Raw genomic sequence first — 20,494 nt, forward strand, 5'->3', positions numbered from 1 at the left:
TTACTCGCGATGATAGGGATGGTTGTTATTTAAGCTCCAGCCTCTGTAAAGGCTCTCTGCAACAATGATACGCACTAAAGGGTGCGGCAATGTTAAATTAGATAACGACCATTTTTGCTCAGAGGCTGCGATGCACTCTGGAGCAAGCCCTTCAGGTCCGCCAATAAGTAAACTTACATCGCGGCCATCAAGTTGCCATTTTTCCATATTTTTTGCAAGCTGGTGTGTGTCGAGTGCTTTCCCTGTTACTTCTAACGTTACAATACGATTGCCTTTTGGTATAGCCGCTAATGTTTTTTCACCTTCAATGTGTAAAATACGTTTTATATCTGCATTTTTACCACGTTTTCCGGCTGGAATTTCAATTAACTCAAGGGCCATATCTTTAGGGAAACGGCGCTGATACTCTGCAAATCCCGTCTCTACCCATGCTGGCATTTTTGTACCAACAGCAATCATTTGTATTTTCACGTATTACTTCCAAGCATTGTCTAAAATAAGTGAGCGTTTAGCTCCACAGTTTTTCTAGATCGTAATAGATACGTGCTTCGCTTTGCATCACGTGTACAACCACATCACCTAAATCAACCAGTGCCCATTCGCCATCGCTTTCACCTTCATAACCTAATGGCTCTGAATCTGCATGACGCGCTTCTTTTGCTAGATGATCGGCAATTGACTGCACGTGACGTTTAGAAGTACCAGAACAAATTACCATGTAATCTGTAATATCTGATGTCTTTGTTACGTCAATATGAACGATGTCGCGTGCTTTCATATCGTCAATTTTATCCATTGCAAAGGCGAGTAGTTGTTTTGAATCCAAGGTTTTGTCTCAATTTAAAAATTTAATGGCGCGTATTTTAACACGCTAGGAGTTTTTAAGCATCAATTTGATAGAGCTGATGTACTTCTATGTAATGACTCACTGCATCGGGCAATAGTTCATTCTTTTTATTACTTTTTTTCAGCTGTTTGCGAATTGAACTTGAGGCCGCATCGAGCATTTCACCCGGTAAAAAATAAAGTTTACCTGCAAGTGAGTGTTCAAGTGCTGCTACTTCGCCGACATTTGCGTGTTGCATATAGCTTTTAAGCTCACCTTTTACAGTGCAATGTTGAGCTGGGCGCTGATACACCAGAATATGGCAAAGCTGCGTTATTGCCTTCCACTCAAACCACTTATCGAGATTGTTAAATGAGTCCATACCAATTAAAAATAAAATAGGTGTAGTGGGGTTTTCTTTACGAAGTTCTTGCAAGCTAAGCAGTGAATACGATGGACCGGTTCGATTAAGTTCTCTTAAATCGAGTTCAAAATGAGGATAAGGTGCAATAGCTGCGTTGAGCATATTAATTCGGTGCTGCGTACTAATACCTGGAGCTGCTTTATGAGCGGGGAGTGCACAGGGCATAAAATAAAGCGTATCTAAATTAAACGCATTAACGCATTGCTGCGCCATATTTAGATGACCTAAATGGACTGGGTCGAAAGTGCCACCAAAAATTGCGATCATTTAATACCTGCTAGCTATTTTTTAATTAACCGCGTGGCACGGCATAGGAATGTTGAGTGGCTGGCAAAATTTAATACAAATATGAGCAAGCGCTTGGTAAGGGGCAATTAAATTACCTTGCTTGTAACTGGCATCAAACAAAGCTACATCGCTATTTATCTGCTCCAGCGTGTGCATATTTAAACGGTTAATAGCATTTTGAACTGGGCCTTGTTGGTTTTTCCAAATTGCTTTTTGCTTAAACAAATTAGCGATGGGTTCGCCATTTAATAAACCAAGTTGCACACTAATAAGCGTATTGAGCTCTTTGGTGATAGCCCACAAAATACTCACTACTTCGGTGTTATCGCTGGCAAGTTTATTTAATACTTTTATAGCCTGCTCGGCATGACCATTTAGTAGCGCATCACTTAAATCAAAAATATCGAACTTGGCTTGGTTTAACAGTCCTTGCATTACTAACTGCTGAGTAATTAATGCATTGCCGTGTAATAGAGAGAGCTTTTCAAGCTCCTGAAAACAGGCTAATAAGTTGCCTTCAGTGGCATTTATTAAGCTTACTTTTGCATCGTTTTGCATGTTAAGTGATAAGCGTTGGCATTGATCGTCCAACCATCGTTTTACATGTGAGCCCGTAAGTGGGTAGCAAGGTACAAATACACCGAGTTTATCAAGGGCTTTAAACCAAGCACCTCGTTGTACTTCTTGACTGGCTTTAGCGCCTTTAATAATTAAAATAGTATCGGGGTTAACCAGCTCAACCACTTTTTTAAAGGTATTGCTGCCAATAACACCTGGTTTTTGTTGGTTTAAATCAAGCTCAATAATAGTGCGTGCGCTAAACAGCGACATACTTTGGTATTGAGCTATAATTTCTTGCCAATCAAATCCTTGCATTAAGGTAAACTTAATTACCTCGTCAAACCCTTGTTGCTTGGCAACGTCGCGAATTTGTTGTACGCACTGCGCTTCTTGAAAAGGCTCTTCACCAAAGACTAAATAAAAAGGCTTTAACTCTTTATTTAACTCGCTTGATAATTGATTAGCATAGCAGCGCATTATAGTTGCGACAGCTCTCTAACAATACGGCGACTTGCTTGACCACGAATTTCGCTAATAAGTAGCTCAAGTTCTTTAGCTTTAGCTAATGCATTATCAGGGTCATCTTGGTAATTACGATAAAGTTCAAAACGTTTTTCGATTGCTTTTTCGCCTGGGCGTTTAACTACATACGATACGCCGTAAGCGAGCTCATATTCAGCAACTTGGCCGTTTTGAAACAGCGAAAGTGTTTGGCGTTCAATGCTTTCTTTGCGTAAATACAATTGGGCTTTATCTTTAGCTGACGATACTAACTCTACGTTACTCGCTTTAAGCTCTTTTTTAAGCTCAGTGAATAAAGTCGATTTTTCGTCATCGCCTACAAGTGTTAGCTGTTTTAAGTTATCAGGCAAGCTAGAGGCTTTTTTTAAATGAAAGCCACAGCTTGATAACAAAAAACAGACTAGCACTAAGGCTAGTCCATTTTTAATGGCGTTAAATGCAGCCATATTAATTAGCTACCACGTTAAGTAGTTTGCCTGGTACGTAAATGATTTTACGAATAGTTGAGCCATCAGTAAATTTAGTGACGTTAGATTCTGCAAACGCAAGGGCTTCTACTTGCTCTTGAGTTGCACCTGCTGCCACTGTTAACTTAGCGCGAAGCTTACCGTTTACTTGTACGATGATTAATTTTTCATCTTCTACAAGTGCAGACTCGTCAACTGTTGGCCATGTAGCATCTAAAATATCGCCTTCTTTATCAAGCTCTTTCCACAGCTCATGCGATAAATGCGGAGTAATAGGTGCAAGCATAATAACTAATGCTTCAAGTGCTTCGTTAGCAATCGCTACATCTTGTTTGTCGCTCAGTGGTGCTTTTAATAACTTATTAGAAAGCTCCATAATAGCTGCAATGGCGGTGTTAAAGGTTTGACGACGTTCAACATCATCAGTCACTTTAGCAATTGCTTTGTGTAAGTCGCGACGTAGTACTTTTTGCGGGTTAGTTAGCGCTGATTTATCAAGTGCTTGGTAACCGACTGTTTTAACGTCTACCGCGTATTTCCATACACGTTTTAAGAAGCGATGTGCGCCTTCAACACCCGAGTCTGACCATTCAAGCGTTTGCTCTGGTGGTGCTGTAAACATCATGAATAAACGCACTGTATCTGCACCATATTGGGCAATTACATGTTGTGGGTCTATACCGTTGTTTTTAGACTTAGACATTTTGCTCATGCCTGATGAGAATACCGGCTCACCGTCTACTTTGTGCCATGCTTTAGTTACGCGGCCTTTTTCGTCGGTTTCGGTATTTACATCGCTTGGCGAAATCCAAATATCGCCGCCTTTTTCATCTTTACGATAAAATGTTTCAGCAAGCACCATACCTTGGCAAAGTAAGCGATCAAACGGCTCGTCTGAATTGACTAAACCAAAGTCACGTAATAACTTGTGAAAAAAGCGCGAGTACAATAAATGTAAAATTGCATGCTCAATACCACCAATGTATTGGTTTACTGGTAACCAATAGTTAGCTGCCGCTGGATCTAGCATCCCTTCGTCGTAGCGTGGGCTACAGTAGCGTGCGTAGTACCAAGACGATTCCATAAAGGTGTCAAACGTATCAGTTTCGTGAAACGCAGGTGCGCCATTTACTGTTGTTTTAGCCCATTCTGGGTCTGCTTTAAGTGGTGACGTTACACCGTTCATTACCACATCTTCTGGTAAGCGAACGGGTAGCATATCTTCTGTTGCTGCAAGTTCTTTACCATCTTCGTCGCTAAGCATTGGTATTGGAGAACCCCAATAACGCTGACGGCTCACACCCCAGTCACGTAAGCGGAAGTTTATTTTACGCTCACCAACGCCTAGTGCTTCTAATTTATCTGCAATTGCTTTAAAACCTGCTTCAAAATCAAGGCCGTTAAATTCACCCGAATTTACAAGCACGCCTTTATCAGTAAATGCTTCTTGCTCAAGGTTTACTTCAAGATCTGAACCTTCAACTGGTGCAATGACTTGTTTTATATCAAGGCCGTAAGCCGTTGCAAATTCAAAATCGCGTTGATCGTGTGCAGGTACCGCCATAACAGCGCCTGAGCCGTAATGCATTAGTACAAAGTTAGCGACCCAAATTGGTACTTGCTCGCCCGTTAATGGGTGAGTTGCGTAAAAGCCTGTTGCTATGCCTTTTTTCTCCATTGTTGCCATGTCTGCTTCGGCAACTTTGGTGTTTTTGCATTCTTCAACAAACATTGCAATAGCGTCGCTATTTTCAGCCGCTTCTTGCGCAATCGGGTGACCACCGGCAACAGCAACATACGTAACACCCATAAAGGTATCTGGACGAGTTGTGTATACGCTAAATGTTTCGTCATTATCGGTGCGTTTAAATTCAATATCACACCCTTCAGAGCGGCCAATCCAGTTGCGCTGCATTGTTTTAACTTGCTCTGGCCAATCTTCCAACTTGTCTAAATCGTCAAGTAGCTCTTGTGCGTAGTCGGTAATTTTAATAAACCACTGTGGAATTTCTTTTTGCTCAACCACAGCGCCTGAACGCCAACCGCGGCCGTCAATAACTTGCTCGTTAGCGAGGACTGTTTGATCCACTGGATCCCAGTTAACCGTCGACATTTTTTTATAAACTAGGCCTTTTTCGTAAAGCTTAGTGAAAAACCACTGCTCCCACTTGTAGTATTCTGGGTGACAAGTCGCAATTTCACGATCCCAGTCATAACCAAAACCTAATTGCTTAAGCTGTGTACGCATGTAATCGATATTTTCGTATGTCCACTTAGCTGGTGCTGTTTTGTTTTTAATAGCAGCGTTTTCTGCAGGTAAACCAAACGCATCCCAACCCATAGGTTGCATTACGTTTTTACCTTGCAGGCGCTGGAAACGAGAAACAACATCACCAATGGTGTAGTTACGCACATGACCCATATGCAGTCGACCACTCGGATAAGGAAACATAGAAAGGCAGTAATACTTTTCTTTACTCTCATCTTCAGTGACTTTAAATACCTGGTTTTCTTCCCAGTAGCTTTGTACTTTTGACTCTATATCTTGCGGGTTATATTGCTCTTGCATCTATGGTTCCAGACTTCTTGCAAACTAATAAAAAATTGCCGTTAGGATAACCCAAATAAAACACTATTCACAGCGTCAAAAACATGGTTTTATTAAATTGTAACTTTCAGTGCAGGTTAACCTGCTTTTTTATACTGTGGGTAGCCTAATACGCAAATACAGATTGATTTAACAGCAATTTTGATGGAGTAAAAAAATGACTGATTACAAAGAATGGCTTGGCAAATTTGGTAGTTGGCTAAAAGATGTAAAAGATCATGGTGTAAAAAACGTTGTTATCGGGTTTGTTGAATCTGAGCAAGCTATTAAAGATTTAAGTCAAGAAAGGTATGCGCTCTACAAAAGTTACTTAAAGTACGATATTGAACATATTGTGAAAAATGAAGCATATTACAATTCACTTGCATGGCAAGAGCTTAAAGAGTCTCTTTGGTTTGAGCTTTCGAGTGTTGAAGACAAAACACAACTTGAGTGGCAATCTTTAAGCCAAGATATTAAGCAAAATGGTGTGTATCACGTGGGCGAATGGATAGCCATTGGCACATTAGTATGTAAGAATTGCAAACATAGACACGACATTTATCACGCTACGCAAATAACACCTTGTATAGAATGTGACGGAACGCAGTTTAGCCGCAAGGCTTTGCAACCCTAAATATTAAGTATTAAGTGGCGTAATGCCACTTAATACGCCTAAAGGCCAGTGAATATGCTGGTAAACAAAGAAGTTAGAATGACGAAAAAATTACTGCCATTATCTGTATCTGCACTCGCGCCGAGTATTTCTATTAATCATGTAAACACGTGTATGAGTAATCCATACCCAGAGCAACTTACTTTTATAGGGCAGCAACGTGCCCAAAGTGCGCTCGACTTTTCATTAGGTATGGACCTCCCTGGTTACAATGTTTATGTAATGGGGGAGGCTGCACATGGTCGTTTTACCCTTGTAAAAGACAAGCTCAAGCAACATGCAAAAGACAGAGCAACGCCTAATGAATGGTTGTATGTCAATAATTACGACGATCATCGTGAGCCGATTGCCATGTTTATGCAACCAGGGCAGAGCAAAAAACTATCTGACGATATAGACTCATTTTTAGATGAAGTGCTAGATACATTTCCAGCGGCGTTTGATAACCCGGCGTATCAGCGTAAGAAAAAATCAATAGACCGCGAGTTTAATGATGCTTACGACAGTGCAATTACAGCTGTTGAAATAGCCGCCCTTGAACAAAGCGTTGCACTAGTAGAAGAAAAAAGCTCTGTAGGGTTTGCACCACTCGTGGATGGCAAACAATTAAGCGACAGTGAATTTGGCGAACTTGAAGAGACTCTACGCGACGAGTTTTTTGAAAAAATAGAAAAGCTAGAAGATGCATTAATTGAAGCGTTAATAGAGCTGCCACGCTGGAAACGTGAATCGAAAGAAAAGCTCCGTAATCTTAAAAAATCGACTGCAGAGCAAGCAACTAAGCCACTTTTAAAAGACTTAGAACATAAATATGCCACGCATATTGGCGTACTGCGCTACTTAAAAGATATACGCGTTGAAATTATTGATGCCGTGCTTGAATGGTTAGATGACGAAGACGAAAGTGAAGACAACAAAGAAGACTTTGATCGTAAAGGCATGCTCACTGATTTTTTTGCGCCTAATATATTAGTTGAGTTTAAAGAAGACGATGCTGCGCCTGTTGTGTACGAACCTAACCCAACGTTTGGCAATATATTTGGTAAAATTGAATATGCCACATCGCAAGGTACGTTAATTACGAGTTATCGTTCAGTTCAGCCTGGTGCATTGCATCGTGCTAACGGCGGTTATTTAATTATGGACGCTGAAAAAATCATGGCAAACCCACAAGTGTGGGATGGTTTAAAACTCGCGTTAAAAACACATCAAATTAAAAACGATTTACCGTATCAAGACAGCACAGTAGGTACAAGCTTTACGCTGCGCCCGCAGCTTATACCGCTCGATGTTAAAATTATTTTATTAGGTTCGCGTGAGTTGTACTACACCATAGGTGAATACGACGAAGAATTTGCAGAGCTATTTAGAGTGCTTGCCGATTTTGATTATTACCTACCAAGTAGCGATAAATTACAGTATCAATTTATTACTAAAGTAAATGAGTATTGCGAGCAAACATTAAAATGCACAGCAACGCAAGCTGCTATGGTGCGTTTACTTAAATTTAGTTACCGCCAAGCGGAGCATCACAACAAGCTTTCTGCGCGTTTTGCCGATGTATTAGAACTTGTTGCCGAGGCAAGCTACTATGCAAAACAAGATAGCTTAACCGTTATTGACGCGCACCATATTGACGAAGCTATTGAAGGTAAGCAATACCGTACCGGGCAAATTAGCGAAAATATGCTCAGTGATATAAAAGAAGGTCACACACTTATTGCAACCGACGGCCAAGCCATTGGTAAAGTAAATGGCTTAACCGTATTACATATTGGCGATACCTCATTTGGTACACCAGCACGTATTACGGCAACGGTTTATGCTGGCGCCGATGGCGTAATAGATGTTGAACGCGAAGCTGAGCTTGGCAAAGCAATTCACTCAAAAGGGGTAATGTTACTTACTGGTTATTTAGGTAATAAGTATGCGCAACACTTTAGCTTAACCCTTAGTGCTAATATTGCCATTGAGCAAAGCTATGGTTACATAGATGGCGATAGCGCATCTTTGGCAGAGCTTTGTGCGCTTATATCGTCTATTACAAGCCTACCTATTAGCCAGTCTATTGCGCTTACAGGCTCTATTAACCAGCATGGTGATGTACAAGCCATTGGTGGCGTAAACGAAAAAATAGAAGGCTTTTTTAAACTGTGTAAAATGCGTGGTTTAACCGGTTCGCAAGGCGTTATTATTCCTAAGTCAAACCAAGTTAACTTAGTACTTGATGACGAAATACTTAATGCGGTTGAGGCGGGTAAATTTAATATTTACGCCGTAGAAACCGTAGACCAAGCACTTAACTTGCTAATGGATATAGAAGCGGGCGATATTATTGATGACCAGTATCCAGAAAACTCAGTAAACGGTATTGCGCTTGCTCGTCTTAAAGAGATTGCCGACATAGTAAATGGCGATGATGACGACGAAAAAGATGAAGAGCTAGACAACGAAAAAGGTTAATGATGATTAATATAATTTTGGCGGTAGTTATCGCCATTTTTTGTTTTTTAATATTTCAAAATAGTAAAAAAGCAAAACAACAAGCAGGCGTAAATGCGCAAATAGGTGCAGATTATTTAGCCGCTAACGCAAAGGTAGAAGGTGTAGTAGAGACAACTTCTGGCTTGCAGTATAAAGTAATCCATAAAAGCGAAAACGAAAACACACCAACCCCAAAAAGTATGGTTAACGTGCATTACCACGGCACACTAATCGACGGCACGGTGTTTGACAGCTCAGTAGAGCGTAAAGCACCGATTAGCTTTGGTTTGCACCAAGTGATTAAAGGTTGGACCGAAGGCTTACAGTTGATGAGCCCAGGCGATAAATACACGTTTTATGTACCGCATCAATTAGCGTATGGCGAAAAACGTGTAGGCAGTATTCCACCTGCCTCAGTACTTATTTTTGAAGTAGAGCTACTGGCAATTGAGTCTTAGTGATTAAATAATAAGGAAGTAAATTATGAATAAAGACGAATTACTTAAAATAGCCAAAGGTGATATTAACTTTACCTTTCAATCTATTATTTATGCATTAGCGCTGTGCTTACTCGTTGCAGCTGTTTTTTTACTAAAGATGAGCGTTAACCTACAAATGGGTTTAATAGTTTGTATTATCGGTGTGTTTGGAATGACTATTTGTAATAATTTAAATACTCGCCTAAATGCGGCGCTTGCACTTATTGCGCTCTCACAAGATAGACAAAGCACTAAGTAAGCAACGAGTTAGTTTTATACCAATTGAATTAAATTAGGGATTTATTATAGCGCTAAGAAAATAGCGTAACAACAAGGCGAAATTACCGCATATACTTGTTATCACTAATTGCTCCCTGTATTACACTACCCCTGCCTCGATGCAGTCGACTATGAATGATTTTTAACGCAGTGAGTGCGCTATCTTATTCGATAAAATGATCCTGTTTTTAATAAAATTGCTATGAGCTCTACTTTAATAAAGTGGGACTTTTTGCTTTTAGCTAGCAAAGCTCAATAGTGGAGCGGAGATAGCGCAACCATTCGCGCTCATGATCATACTGCTTAATGTTAGAGTTTGCTGGTGGGTTAGTCTTTAAACTCAATTTTATTCACTTCAAGTTTAAATTTTCCTTCCTGCTTGCCTGCAATCATAAAACCAAGTTGCCTAATATCACTAAAATCAATGCCTGGTTGCTGCTCCAATACACGGCCACGAAAAGTTAACGTAAAATCACGTGGGGTAAAGCTGATATCTGTCCATTCGTTTTTTACTGTTTTAAATGAGTGGGTGTAAGCAGGGCCGTCCAGGTAGTTACTTGTTCTAAGCCTAAGTTGATACGTTTGCCCATCGCCTTTTAAACGCAAATTTAAAGCCGTCGCATTTTGGCCTTGTGTATTGAGCTCAGTACGGATAGAGGCAAACCCCCCGTTATTTTTAAGCGATACATTACCTTCAAATACCAAAGCATCTTTTGTATGGCTTACTTGGCTATTAGACACGCCACCCATTACTGAATCGTTCACAACATACCAGCGCTGGTTTGCGTTAACGTCTGCGCTTAGCAATAAAGCATTAAATAAAAAAAGAGATGAAAGTTGTTTAGTCGTCATTGGTTTGCTCCTAAAGGCTATTACTAATTAATACGACCAGGCACATGAATTGTTCACTTAGTGTAAAACTAATTTCTTAATAATGTACTAGGGTGTGTTGACTTTTGTGGATTGAAATTTGTTCAATTTAGGAGCTGCTGAATCCCGGCTCGAGGTTTGTAGCCTAGCGGGCTAAGGAAAAACCGAGCAACAAAGAGTCAACCGTCCTAGAAAGAACCCGAAAGGCAGCGCATGTTTGGCATTTATGCTGCGTTATCGCCTATTTATGGGGAACAACCACACCACATAGGCTCAGCCTTGCTTAAATACCAAACATGCTGCAAATTCAACCACCAAAGATCAAAACGCCTTAGTTTAAATTATCTTGAGCAAAAAATAAAAAACGCGTAAGTTAACCAAGTTACCTATTTTAATAACAAGAAAATAAATGAAAGCCACAGAAATAGAACAATTAGAATTATCGAATTCTGAAACCAGAGAAGTTATTACCCCCTTCGCCTTTAAAGTTGACAGTGCTTTACTGGGCTTGCCTTTAGCCACGCCAATTCGCCGTGCACTAGCGATTATTATTGATGTTGCACTGATATTTTTAGCGGCCAAGCTTAGCGCGGCTTTAATAGCATTTGTCGCGGCTATGGCCTTTTATAAAGGCACGGCACAGCAATACCTTCCAAAAATGTCGAATGTGTGGCGAAGAATATTAAAAATAACGGCAGCAAGTATTTTATTTGTAAGCGCTCTTGCTGTGCTTTCAATTGGCATAGATTACTTAGAAGGCGATGACCCTGTTCAAGGCTTAACTGTTCAAGGCTTAAAAATACAGGATGAGATTCAGCTTACCTCCACAGAAAAAAAGCAGGTAAATGCCTACTTAGTGCAAACAGCCGACGAAAGCTGTGAGCAACTTTGCCAACAAAATGCGCTTGATAATTTGATAGGGCAAGTACCCAAATTAGCCGAAATGGACGACTTACAAAACCCACAACTTGCAAAAGCATTTTTACAATTATTAGTGTTTGGTGAAAATAATGAATTAAAGCTTGCGCAGTTAATAGAAGATAAACCCGCACAAACAACCACAAACAGTATTTTGCAGTGGAGCAAGGGCATTATTCAAGACCTAGGCCTAGGTTTTGGCTGGGCTACTGTTTACTTTACGTTGTTCTCGTTACTTTGGCGCGGCCAAACACCGGGTAAAAAGGTATGTAATATTCGTGTGGTTGCCTTAAGCGGTGAGCCATTAGGTTTATTAGATTGTTTTGGTCGCTACGGCGGCTACGGCGCAGGCTTTGCTACGGGGTTATTAGGGTTTTTACAGATATATTGGGATCCAAACAGACAAGCCATTCAAGATAAAATATCAGCCACAGTAGTTATTAAAGGCAACTTGAATCAAGTTGTAAATGTTGAAACGGTAGAAGAGACTGTAAAAAGTTAGGTTTGCTCTTATTAATTACAAGGATGATTATGAAAGCTTTATTAATGGCGTTTAGTTATCTGTATTTTATTACAGCTTCGTATGCGTCAGAAAATATTGTGTTAGCAAAAACACATCAGCTTAAGTCTATTATTTTAGGTGAGAAGCGCAGTTATAGTGTTTATTTACCGCCAAGCTACAAGCAAAACCTCGAACGAGTATATCCTGTTATTTACCTACTTGATGGCGACCCAACCCATTTAAAAGCCTTAGCGGGGCTTGTTGAAGCACTCAGTACTGAGCGGCTAGAAAAACAAATTCAACAAGCAATTATTGTCGCTGTTCCTAATAGTAAAAATGCGATAAGAGAGCGCGACTTTACCCCTACCAATGTCGATTGGACTTTTAACGGTAAGCTACTCGAAAAATTTGAAAACATTGGCAATGCCGCAAACTACACCGCTTTTTTTGAAAAAGAACTTATTCCCTTCATTAATAAAAATTACCGTACATCAAATAAGCGGGTATTAATTGGGGAATCTTTCGGCGGCTTGTTCGCAAGTTATGTTTTACTTACCAATCACTCTTTATTTACTGATTACTTAATTATTGATGCAACCTACCTTTGGGATAATAATTATCTCAATCGTTATTTTGACGAACAACAACTTATAAATAAGCAGCTTAAAGGCAATGTATATTTTACTTTTGCTAATAATGCAGCTTTTGGTGAAATTGGAGAGGCTAATTATAAATGGGGCTTAGAGCTTGCTAAAAAACTAAAAGCGCACCCGAGTAACAGTTTATATATAAATCAACGTTACTTTGAAGAAGAAGCTCATGGCACGGTGGCAGCGCTTAGTTGGTATTATGGTTTAAAAAGCTTATTACAAAAATAAATTTTAATTTATATACTAGGTTAGTGAAAGTAGTGATTTTGGGTATATTGTTAACGAAATTTAGTAGTGAAAAATTAAAAGGGAATTAAATGAGTAATAATTTTAATGAGGCTATAAAGGGCTTTTTTTGGGGAATAGGGTTTGTAATAGCAACACTCGGTGGTATCAGTGTGTACGCGCTAACAATAGCCTCAGAAGTTGATAGTGGCTTTAAAGAGCAGGTATCAAATAAAGCATTGGAAGGCACTGACGACTTAAGTAGTGATTATAAACTTACCCTTTCTGACGTTTTTAAAGAAAATGGGCGAGTAAGAATAACTGCCGAGTTAAAAAATATCACCAATGAAAGCATATATGCAGGTGGTGTTATAGCATCTACATTCGATAAAAACGGAAAGTTTGTTGGTAATTGTTTAGGTAAAAGCGATGACATTTTTATAGAACCAAATAAAAGTAGCTATATTGATATTCATTGTAATCTACTGAGGCCACAGGTGAGCAGAGTACACTCAGCAAAGCTAAAGTTTAAGTGGTTTTGATAGTTGTTGTAAACTACCCCCATAGAAAGCAAAAAGCATAACGAGTATTTATGGCTAAAAAGTTATTTAGTTGGGAGCGAGGACGCCAATAGTCGGGTTACGATAAAATGTTACTATGCTGTATGCTAACCCCATTTAAATTTGATACTTAATTAAACTCCCCCAGGTAAGTGAAATAAAGTCGCATACCGATAAAGTTAAAGTCGGTTGGCATTATAGGCTCAATCTCAATATTGTATTGAGGTATGCCGTTAAAGGTGGTGAGTTTATTTGTGAAAACCCAACAATAAACACCTTTTTTAAATAGCTGTCCACCGACAGCTATAAATTTTAATTCACTTTCTAAACCTAACCCCAAAACCACCAAGACCCATCAACAACACAAATCCCCATACAAACACATTGCCGTATTGGCTGTACACACTGTCGCCTTGAATAAGTTTTACATCGGCTTTTAATACAGCGGCTTCAAACTGTGGCATGGTTTGTTGTGTGTGGCTTATTGGGTCATATACAGCGCTTACCCCATTGTTGGTAACACGTACCAGTGGGCGTTGAAGTTCGAGCGCGCGCATACGGGCTATTTGCATGTGTTGCAAAGGCCCAATGGAGTCTCCAAACCAGGCATCGTTACTTACAGTAAAGAGTAGATCGGAGTCGCTTTTGTAATTACCGCGTACTAAGTCGGCAAAAACAATTTCGTAGCAAATAGCGGGGAGTAAGTTATAGCCATTGGCGCGTAAGTTGTTTTGCACTTTGTCGCCACGGGTAAACGATGACATAGGTAAATCGAATAATGGGGCAATAGGGCGCAAAAAGTCTTGAAACGGTACAAATTCGCCAATAGGTAATAGCTGGTGTTTTTGATAGCGGTTTTTATCAAGGTAATGATAATGCCCGTGCTCGTCGCCGCGTTCTTTATTACCGACCACAATAAGCGTGTTGAATATATTTTTGGTGTCTCGCTGATAGTCAACAATACCCGTTACAAGGGCGGTTTGATTAAACGAGGCTGCACTGTCTAAATTGGCTAGGTAGGAATCAGCAAGCATTTCTATTTCAGGCACTGCGGCTTCTGGCCATACTATTAAGTCGGCATCCCAATGTGGGCGTGTCATGTCTTGGTATTTGCTCATTGTGGTCCAAAACTCACTTGGCTCAAAGCGCAGGTGTTGCTGTATGTTCCCTTGTACGAGCAATACTGACATGTTTTTATCTGTGTAATGAATACTACCTGTGGTGTTTGCACCTGTAAAAATAAGCGCAACAGCTGTAGCAGTAACCGCTGGGGTTTTAAAATCTTTTTGGGTAAGTCTATATAGTGCAAAGCCAATAGCGACACAGGTAAGTGTTAAGCCAAACTCGCCAATATAAGGGGCAAGCAACCTTAAAGGTCCGTCGGTTTGTGTATAGCCAAAACTTAACCACGGGAAACCGGTAAGTACGGTGCCACGTAAATACTCGCTAATTGCAAAGCAGGCAATAAGCAATGCGCCAAAGCTTTTAGGACCAGTGGCAAAGCGTGTAGTTGCCCAAAAGGCAAGTGCGGGAAATAATGCTAAGTAGGCGCACAAAAAAGCCATTAACGAGAGCGACGCTATAAGCGGCATACCGCCAAAGGTGGCAATAGAAACATGTACCCAGCTTATACCTGCACCAAACCAGCCTAGGCCAAATATAAAGCCATATTTAGCAGCGGTTTTTGCGTGTGCTTTACCGGTATTATTGGGATTAATGCAAAAAATTATGGCTGCAAGGCTGATAAATACGATGGGCCAAATTTCAAAGGGGGCATAGCCAAAAGTTAAAACAAGGCCCGCAACGAGTGCGAGCCATGCTTTTTTATCTTTTGCTAATACGGTAAGCCTAGTTAGCAGTTTCTTCACTGTCGTTATCATCAGCCTTAGGAACGGTGACTTGCAGTTGCAAAATACGACGATTGTCGGCGTTGGTTACTTTAAATTGGTAACCATCTATGTCAATCGTTTCACCACGGCTTGGCATATGGCCAAATGCGTGCAGTACAGTTCCGCCAATAGTATCGGCTTCGTCTGTGCTGTAGCCTGTTTTAAAATGCTCGTTAAAGTCATCTACAGGTGTGAGTGCTTGCACTACGTGGACATGTTTAGCAAGTTGACGAATATCTTGATGTTCTTCTTCTTCGTCGTGCTCATCTTCGATTTCGCCAACAATTATTTCAAGAATATCTTCAATCGTTACCAAGCCCGATACGCCGCCGTATTCGTCAATAACTACAGCCATATGGTAGCGTTGCTGACGGAATTCGTTTAGCAATGTATCAACACGTTTGCTTTCAGGTACTACCATTGCTGGGCGTAAATAATCGCGTATTGATGGTAAATGCTCGTCTTTATTTAAGATCAGTGGCAATAAATCTTTAGCGAGTAAAAAACCTTCTACATGATCTTTGTCTTCAATCACCACTGGAAAACGTGAGTGAGTTGAGTCAACCATCATTGGAATTAGTTCTTCAAGCGGGCTGTCGATCTCAAGAGTGATCATTTGTGAGCGCGGAACCATTATGTCTCGCACTTTAAGCTCAGACACGCCAAGCACACCTTCTATCATCTCTTTTGTTTCTGGATCGATTACGTCTCGTTCTTGCGCATCGGCAATAACTTCGACCAGCTCTTCTCTATTCTGGGGTTCCCCTTGCAACATTTGGGCTATTCTGCCCAACCACGTTTTGCCAGAAGAACCCTGGCTAGATTGCGAGTTACCGTCGCTCATTGCGTCTAATTGCTCCGTTAATTTAAATATCGTCCCGGTATGGGTCTGCTATGTTTAGCTCTGCAAGTATTTGCTTTTCGATGCTTTCCATTTGCAAAGCGTCTTCACTCTTTATATGGTCAAATCCAAGCAAATGCAAGCATCCGTGAATAACCATGTGGGCAAAATGGTCATGAAATGACTTCTCTTGCTCAATTGCTTCAGCTAATACAATGGCTGGGCAAATAATTAAATCACCAACCAAGGGAATATCTATGCCTGGTGGTGCTTCAAATTCGAACGACAGTACGTTGGTCGGTTTATTTTTACCGCGATAGTCGTTATTTAGCTGTTGCGATTGCGCTTCGTCGCTAATAACGATACTGAGTTCGGACTCATCACGGTATTGGCTAAGGGCTTTGTCGGCCCACAGTGCAAATTGCTCTTCGCTTGGGAGGTTGTCAAACTCACAGGCTATTTGTAAATCAAGTTCGGTTGTCAAAGTATTACTCTTTAGTAGTAGGCTGTTGAAGAGCAGCGAGTGCGTCTTTTGCATTTTGCTTTTCAATGCGCTTAAGTCGCTCGCTTTCGTCGTTACGCTCATAGGCTTCAACTATGCGTGCTACAACAGGGTGGCGTACTACGTCTTGGGCTTTAAAGTAGTTAAAGCTAATTTCGTTTACGCCATCAAGTACTTCCATTGCATGGCGAAGGCCTGAGCGTGTGCCACGAGGTAAATCAACCTGTGTTATATCGCCTGTAATAACCGCTTTTGAGTTAAACCCTATACGGGTTAAAAACATTTTCATTTGCTCAGCGGTGGTATTTTGGCTTTCATCTAAAATAATAAAGGCATCGTTTAAAGTACGTCCGCGCATGTAAGCAAGCGGTGCGACTTCGATGATATTTTTTTCGATGAGCTTTTCTACTTTTTCAAAACCTAGCATTTCAAAAAGCGCGTCGTAAAGAGGGCGCAAGTATGGGTCTATTTTTTGACTTAAATCACCGGGTAAAAAACCAAGTTTTTCGCCAGCTTCTACAGCAGGGCGCGTTAATAATATGCGGCGTATTTCTTGGCGCTCAAGGGCGTCAACGGCGGCAGCAACTGCAAGGTAGGTTTTACCCGTACCAGCAGGACCTATACCAAAGGTTATGTCGTGGTTTAAAATATTAGCCACATAAACACCTTGGTTGTCGTTACGTGGTTTAATAACACCACGGCGCGTTTTAATCACCATTTCTTTGCCGTAAGCGCTGCTTGATGCGTCTTGCTCTAGGGCTTTTGATTCGGTAATAGCTAGATGAACGGCTTCGGGTTCTATTTCGCCTAAAACACCACGCACTGGCTGAGTATCAACATAAAGGTTTTTTAAGATTTCTACAGCGCCAGCGCAGTTGTGTAGTTTACCGGTTACTTTAAAAAAGTTGTCACGGTGAATTATTTCAACAGCCAGGTGACGTTCAATTTGTTTGATATTTTCGTCAAACGGGCCACATAAAGAAGAAAGGCGTTTGTTATCGGCAGGTTCTAAATAAATCTCTAATGTTTTTAACTGATTACTCAAAATTGCTTCCTATAGTACTGCGCCAGCGTTAACTGGCGCTAATAGTGTGACTAAGGAACGAAAGTAGCTACGCCAATTTCGTTAACAGTGTCTGGTTTTGGCTCTGCAGCTGCAGCTTTAGTTAAAATAGCTGAAGGCGCGATTTCACGTCGTAAGTTCATTTCTGATTCTGTACGAATTAAGTCACCACGTAAAGAGTTAGGTAGTGCTTCGGTAATACGTACGTCAACAAACTGTCCGATCACTGTGTGCGGGCCAACAAAATTTACTACGCGGTTATTTTCGGTACGGCCACGTAATTCCATTGGGTTCTTTTTAGAAGGACCTTCAACAAGTATACGTTGCTCTGTATCGAACATTTGACGGCTAATTTGCTGCGCCATTTGTGTAATACGGTTTTGTAGTAAGTATAAGCGTTCTTTTTTCTCTTGCTCTGTTACGTCATCTGGCAAATCTGCCGCTGGCGTACCTGGGCGGGCACTGTAAATAAAGCTAAAGCTCATATCAAAACCAATGTCGCTAATAAGCTTCATGGTTGCTTCAAAGTCTTCTTTACTTTCGCCTGGGAAACCAATAATGAAATCTGACGACATGCTTAAGTTAGGACGAATTTTACGTAACTTACGAATTGTCGATTTGTATTCAATTGCCGTATGGCCACGCTTCATTAGGTTTAATATACGGTCTGAACCACTTTGTACTGGTAGGTGTAAGTGATCTACAAGCTCTGGTACATCGGCGTAAACGTCAATGATGTCTGGGGTAAATTCTACCGGATGCGATGTGGTGTAACGAATACGGTCAATACCATCAATAGCAGCAATAAGACGAATTAAATCTGAGAAATAACATATTTCGCCATCGTGCGTGTCCCCGCGGTATGCGTTTACGTTTTGGCCTAGTAGGTTTACTTCACGTACGTTTTGCTCAGCAAGCTGTGCAATTTCCAGTAATACGTCATCTACTGGGCGGCTAACTTCTTCACCGCGAGTATACGGTACAACACAAAAAGTACAGTATTTAGAACAGCCTTCCATAATTGATACAAATGCAGATGGGCCATCCGCTTTTGGCTCTGGTAGGCGGTCAAACTTTTCAATCTCTGGGAATGAAATATCAACAACCGATGAGCCTTTGTTGCCTTGCACTTGTTTAATCATTTCTGGTAAACGGTGTAGCGTTTGCGGGCCAAAAATAACATCTACAAATGGCGCACGTTGGCGAATAGAGTCACCTTCTTGTGAGGCAACACAACCACCTACACCAATTATTAAGTCTGGCTTGTCGTCTTTTAACAACTTCCAACGACCTAACTGGTGAAATACTTTTTCTTGTGCTTTTTCACGAATTGAACAGGTGTTAAGTAAGATTACGTCGGCATCTGTTGCATCATCAGTTAGCTGGTAGCCGTTGGTGGCATCTAAAAGTTCAGCCATTTTCTGAGAGTCGTATTCGTTCATCTGACAACCCCAGGTTTTAATATGCAGCTTTTTGCTCATTGAAATATTGCCTCGTGTTCAATTCGATAGTGGCACAAAAATGTGCTAGAAACAGGATTAAGGAGCAAGCATGCTCACTTAAAGGAGGCGTATTTTAGCTGGATACCCGTCCAGATCCAAGTATAGTTTTCATGTTTGTGATCTCAAATCAATACAGGACGAGTTTAATGTGCTGTTAGGGATATCCTCTGGTATAAAACAAATTAATTTTGATACAATCAAAACAGACTCAAGTAATAATAAAATGATGAAAAACATGACCAAAAATAATGTGATAGTGGTTGGCGGGGGCATGGTTGGCGCGGCTATGGCGATAAAGCTGGCTCAGCAAGGCTTTGGCGTGCGCATAATCGAAAAACACCTAATAGACCCATCGCACATTCTTAGTAGCGATAAGGTGGATATTAGAGTGTCTGCTATTAATCGTTTTTCAGAAAATTTACTAGATGAATTAGGGGCAATGCCACTTTTAAGGCAAAACCGCATAGCGCCTTATCAGCAATTAGAGGCATTTGAGCGCGGTGGTGATAATTTATTGTTTGACTGCGCTGATATAAATACCACGCATTTAGGTCACTTAATTGAAAATAGTTTAATTCAAGCCAGTTTGTGGCAGCAATTTGAGCATTATAAGATTGATGTTATTGAGCAATCATTGCCGGTAACTAAAATAGAGCAAACGAGTGATTTAATTACGCTTGTGTATGGAGATCAAACCTATACAGCTGATTTAGTAATTGCCGCCGATGGTGGGCAATCGCAGCTGCGCGATAAGGCGAATATTGGTATTACGGGTTGGCAGTACCAACAGCATTGCATGGGGGTATTAATTAAACTCGATGCACCGCAACAAATTAAAACATGGCAACAGTTTACACCAAGTGGGCCGTTAGCATTTTTACCAATGCAGGCACCGTACGCTAATTTAATTTGGTACGACGATGCAAATACATTGCAAGCATTTAAAGGGCTAAGCCCAACTCAGTTAAAAACGCACATACTTAATAAATTCCCAGAACTTGCTGGAGACTTTGAAGTACAAACCCATGCAGTGTTTCCGCTTACTCGCCAACACGCTAATAATTATTCGCAAGGGCGCTTGGTTTTAGTAGGCGATGCGGCACATACAATTAACCCACTTGCAGGGCAGGGCGTTAATTTGGGTTTTCAGGACGTAGTGGCACTTGCTGAGGTTTTAAACGAAGCAGGGGATATCGGGTGCCCGCTAACGCTTAAAGAATACGAGCGAGCTCGCCGTAAGGCTAATTTACTAATGATGAGCATGATGGATGCGTGTTACTTTGGATTTTCTAATCAAATTACGCCACTTAAATGGGCACGTAGCCAGTTTTTAAAAATGGCTAATAATACCGGGCCAATAAAAACTAGGTTTAAAGTAT

At 40.8% G+C, this 20,494-nt stretch carries 20 protein-coding genes and 1 pseudogene; 9 read left to right on the forward strand and 12 right to left on the reverse strand.

Annotated features, from left to right (window positions below; translation table 11 throughout):
- From rlmH to leuS, 6 genes are read right to left on the reverse strand one after another with little or no spacing between them, the layout of a single operon-like run.
- A complete protein-coding gene (gene rlmH, locus P20652_RS13310; RefSeq protein ID WP_002958522.1) occupies positions 1–471 on the reverse strand; it encodes a 23S rRNA (pseudouridine(1915)-N(3))-methyltransferase RlmH in 471 nt (156 codons plus the stop codon).
- A gap of 37 nt (positions 472–508) precedes the next feature.
- Positions 509–826 carry a ribosome silencing factor gene (gene rsfS / locus P20652_RS13305; RefSeq protein ID WP_008166883.1) on the reverse strand — a complete coding sequence of 106 codons (318 nt, stop codon included), beginning with the start codon at positions 824–826 and terminating at the stop codon, positions 509–511.
- 55 nt (positions 827–881) lie between these two features.
- The gene (gene nadD / locus P20652_RS13300) at positions 882–1,517 is read right to left on the reverse strand and encodes a nicotinate-nucleotide adenylyltransferase (protein ID WP_008166884.1); all 636 of its coding nucleotides are present in this window, start codon (positions 1,515–1,517) and stop codon (positions 882–884) included.
- Between the two features lie 21 nt (positions 1,518–1,538).
- Positions 1,539–2,576, reverse strand: coding sequence for a DNA polymerase III subunit delta (gene holA, locus P20652_RS13295; protein ID WP_008166886.1), 1,038 nt, complete (start codon positions 2,574–2,576; stop codon positions 1,539–1,541).
- Positions 2,576–3,067, reverse strand: coding sequence for an LPS assembly lipoprotein LptE (gene lptE / locus P20652_RS13290; RefSeq protein WP_008166888.1), 492 nt, complete (start codon positions 3,065–3,067; stop codon positions 2,576–2,578). Before lptE ends, holA begins: the two co-directional genes overlap by 1 nt.
- Before the next feature lies 1 nt (position 3,068).
- The gene (gene leuS, locus P20652_RS13285) at positions 3,069–5,657 is read right to left on the reverse strand and encodes a leucine--tRNA ligase (protein ID WP_008166890.1); all 2,589 of its coding nucleotides are present in this window, start codon (positions 5,655–5,657) and stop codon (positions 3,069–3,071) included.
- A gap of 196 nt (positions 5,658–5,853) precedes the next feature.
- Here leuS and P20652_RS13280 point away from each other — a divergent pair, with 196 nt between their 5' ends.
- The 4 genes from P20652_RS13280 to P20652_RS13265 all read left to right on the forward strand — a co-directional run bounded on the left by P20652_RS13280 (position 5,854) and on the right by P20652_RS13265 (position 9,573).
- A complete protein-coding gene (locus P20652_RS13280) occupies positions 5,854–6,312 on the forward strand; it encodes a hypothetical protein (RefSeq protein WP_008166892.1) in 459 nt (152 codons plus the stop codon).
- 78 nt (positions 6,313–6,390) lie between these two features.
- Entirely contained in the window at positions 6,391–8,814 is a 2,424-nt protein-coding gene (locus P20652_RS13275; RefSeq protein ID WP_237707097.1) for a Lon protease family protein, read from the forward strand.
- A 2-nt stretch (positions 8,815–8,816) separates the two neighbouring features.
- Complete coding sequence (locus tag P20652_RS13270) at positions 8,817–9,293, forward strand: FKBP-type peptidyl-prolyl cis-trans isomerase (protein WP_008166896.1); 477 nt, start codon at positions 8,817–8,819, stop codon at positions 9,291–9,293.
- Between the two features lie 25 nt (positions 9,294–9,318).
- A complete protein-coding gene (locus P20652_RS13265; protein ID WP_008166898.1) occupies positions 9,319–9,573 on the forward strand; it encodes a hypothetical protein in 255 nt (84 codons plus the stop codon).
- Positions 9,574–9,920: 347 nt separating this feature from the next.
- On the opposite strand, the gene P20652_RS13260 is transcribed toward P20652_RS13265, so the two are convergent.
- Positions 9,921–10,445 carry a CIA30 family protein gene (locus P20652_RS13260; protein ID WP_008166900.1) on the reverse strand — a complete coding sequence of 175 codons (525 nt, stop codon included), beginning with the start codon at positions 10,443–10,445 and terminating at the stop codon, positions 9,921–9,923.
- Between the two features lie 427 nt (positions 10,446–10,872).
- Between P20652_RS13260 and P20652_RS13255 the strand changes: the two genes are divergently transcribed.
- From P20652_RS13255 to P20652_RS20745, 4 genes and pseudogenes are all read left to right on the forward strand, one after another.
- Positions 10,873–11,883, forward strand: coding sequence for an RDD family protein (locus tag P20652_RS13255; RefSeq protein ID WP_008166903.1), 1,011 nt, complete (start codon positions 10,873–10,875; stop codon positions 11,881–11,883).
- 29 nt (positions 11,884–11,912) lie between these two features.
- Positions 11,913–12,761, forward strand: coding sequence for an alpha/beta hydrolase (locus P20652_RS13250; protein WP_008166905.1), 849 nt, complete (start codon positions 11,913–11,915; stop codon positions 12,759–12,761).
- An 89-nt stretch (positions 12,762–12,850) separates the two neighbouring features.
- A complete protein-coding gene (locus P20652_RS13245) occupies positions 12,851–13,300 on the forward strand; it encodes a hypothetical protein (protein ID WP_008166907.1) in 450 nt (149 codons plus the stop codon).
- A 107-nt stretch (positions 13,301–13,407) separates the two neighbouring features.
- Positions 13,408–13,595, forward strand: a pseudogene (locus tag P20652_RS20745) (2OG-Fe(II) oxygenase); the annotation flags it as partial.
- 40 nt (positions 13,596–13,635) lie between these two features.
- Here the strand turns inward: P20652_RS20745 and lnt are convergent.
- Genes lnt through miaB form a run of 5 tightly spaced genes read right to left on the reverse strand, consistent with a single transcriptional unit; the run spans position 13,636 to position 19,094 of the window.
- The gene (gene lnt / locus P20652_RS13235) at positions 13,636–15,186 is read right to left on the reverse strand and encodes an apolipoprotein N-acyltransferase (RefSeq protein ID WP_008166911.1); all 1,551 of its coding nucleotides are present in this window, start codon (positions 15,184–15,186) and stop codon (positions 13,636–13,638) included.
- On the reverse strand, positions 15,167–16,051 hold the full coding sequence (gene corC / locus P20652_RS13230) for a CNNM family magnesium/cobalt transport protein CorC (protein ID WP_008166913.1): 885 nt from the start codon (positions 16,049–16,051) through the stop codon (positions 15,167–15,169). The genes lnt and corC overlap by 20 nt, the downstream gene beginning before the upstream one ends.
- 22 nt (positions 16,052–16,073) lie before the next feature.
- Positions 16,074–16,532 (reverse strand): rRNA maturation RNase YbeY, encoded by a 459-nt coding sequence (gene ybeY, locus P20652_RS13225; RefSeq protein WP_008166915.1) that lies wholly within the window; start codon positions 16,530–16,532, stop codon positions 16,074–16,076.
- Between the two features lie 4 nt (positions 16,533–16,536).
- Positions 16,537–17,595 (reverse strand): PhoH family protein, encoded by a 1,059-nt coding sequence (locus P20652_RS13220; protein ID WP_007585598.1) that lies wholly within the window; start codon positions 17,593–17,595, stop codon positions 16,537–16,539.
- 50 nt (positions 17,596–17,645) lie between these two features.
- Positions 17,646–19,094: a tRNA (N6-isopentenyl adenosine(37)-C2)-methylthiotransferase MiaB gene (miaB, locus tag P20652_RS13215; protein ID WP_010554713.1), complete on the reverse strand. Its 1,449-nt coding sequence runs from the start codon at positions 19,092–19,094 to the stop codon at positions 17,646–17,648.
- A gap of 244 nt (positions 19,095–19,338) precedes the next feature.
- Between miaB and P20652_RS17620 the strand changes: the two genes are divergently transcribed.
- Positions 19,339–20,494: FAD-dependent monooxygenase (locus tag P20652_RS17620; protein ID WP_033017201.1), on the forward strand; the 1,156-nt coding region annotated here is incomplete at its 3' end.

The sequence above is a fragment of the Pseudoalteromonas sp. BSi20652 genome (genome assembly GCF_000239855.1).
Taxonomy (GTDB): domain Bacteria; phylum Pseudomonadota; class Gammaproteobacteria; order Enterobacterales; family Alteromonadaceae; genus Pseudoalteromonas.

Excerpts from the sequence above, each read along its gene's own strand:
- nadD (WP_008166884.1), bottom strand. The coding sequence starts at position 1,517 with ATGATCGCAATTTTTGGTGGCACTTTCGACCCAGTCCATTTAGGTCAT.
- holA (WP_008166886.1), bottom strand. The coding sequence starts at position 2,576 with ATGCGCTGCTATGCTAATCAATTATCAAGCGAGTTAAATAAAGAGTTA.
- lptE (WP_008166888.1), bottom strand. The coding sequence starts at position 3,067 with ATGGCTGCATTTAACGCCATTAAAAATGGACTAGCCTTAGTGCTAGTC.
- leuS (WP_008166890.1), bottom strand. The coding sequence starts at position 5,657 with ATGCAAGAGCAATATAACCCGCAAGATATAGAGTCAAAAGTACAAAGC.
- P20652_RS13280 (WP_008166892.1), top strand. The coding sequence starts at position 5,854 with ATGACTGATTACAAAGAATGGCTTGGCAAATTTGGTAGTTGGCTAAAA.
- P20652_RS13275 (WP_237707097.1), top strand. The coding sequence starts at position 6,391 with ATGACGAAAAAATTACTGCCATTATCTGTATCTGCACTCGCGCCGAGT.
- P20652_RS13270 (WP_008166896.1), top strand. The coding sequence starts at position 8,817 with ATGATTAATATAATTTTGGCGGTAGTTATCGCCATTTTTTGTTTTTTA.
- P20652_RS13265 (WP_008166898.1), top strand. The coding sequence starts at position 9,319 with ATGAATAAAGACGAATTACTTAAAATAGCCAAAGGTGATATTAACTTT.
- P20652_RS13260 (WP_008166900.1), bottom strand. The coding sequence starts at position 10,445 with ATGACGACTAAACAACTTTCATCTCTTTTTTTATTTAATGCTTTATTG.
- P20652_RS13255 (WP_008166903.1), top strand. The coding sequence starts at position 10,873 with ATGAAAGCCACAGAAATAGAACAATTAGAATTATCGAATTCTGAAACC.
- P20652_RS13250 (WP_008166905.1), top strand. The coding sequence starts at position 11,913 with ATGAAAGCTTTATTAATGGCGTTTAGTTATCTGTATTTTATTACAGCT.
- P20652_RS13245 (WP_008166907.1), top strand. The coding sequence starts at position 12,851 with ATGAGTAATAATTTTAATGAGGCTATAAAGGGCTTTTTTTGGGGAATA.
- corC (WP_008166913.1), bottom strand. The coding sequence starts at position 16,051 with ATGAGCGACGGTAACTCGCAATCTAGCCAGGGTTCTTCTGGCAAAACG.
- miaB (WP_010554713.1), bottom strand. The coding sequence starts at position 19,094 with ATGAGCAAAAAGCTGCATATTAAAACCTGGGGTTGTCAGATGAACGAA.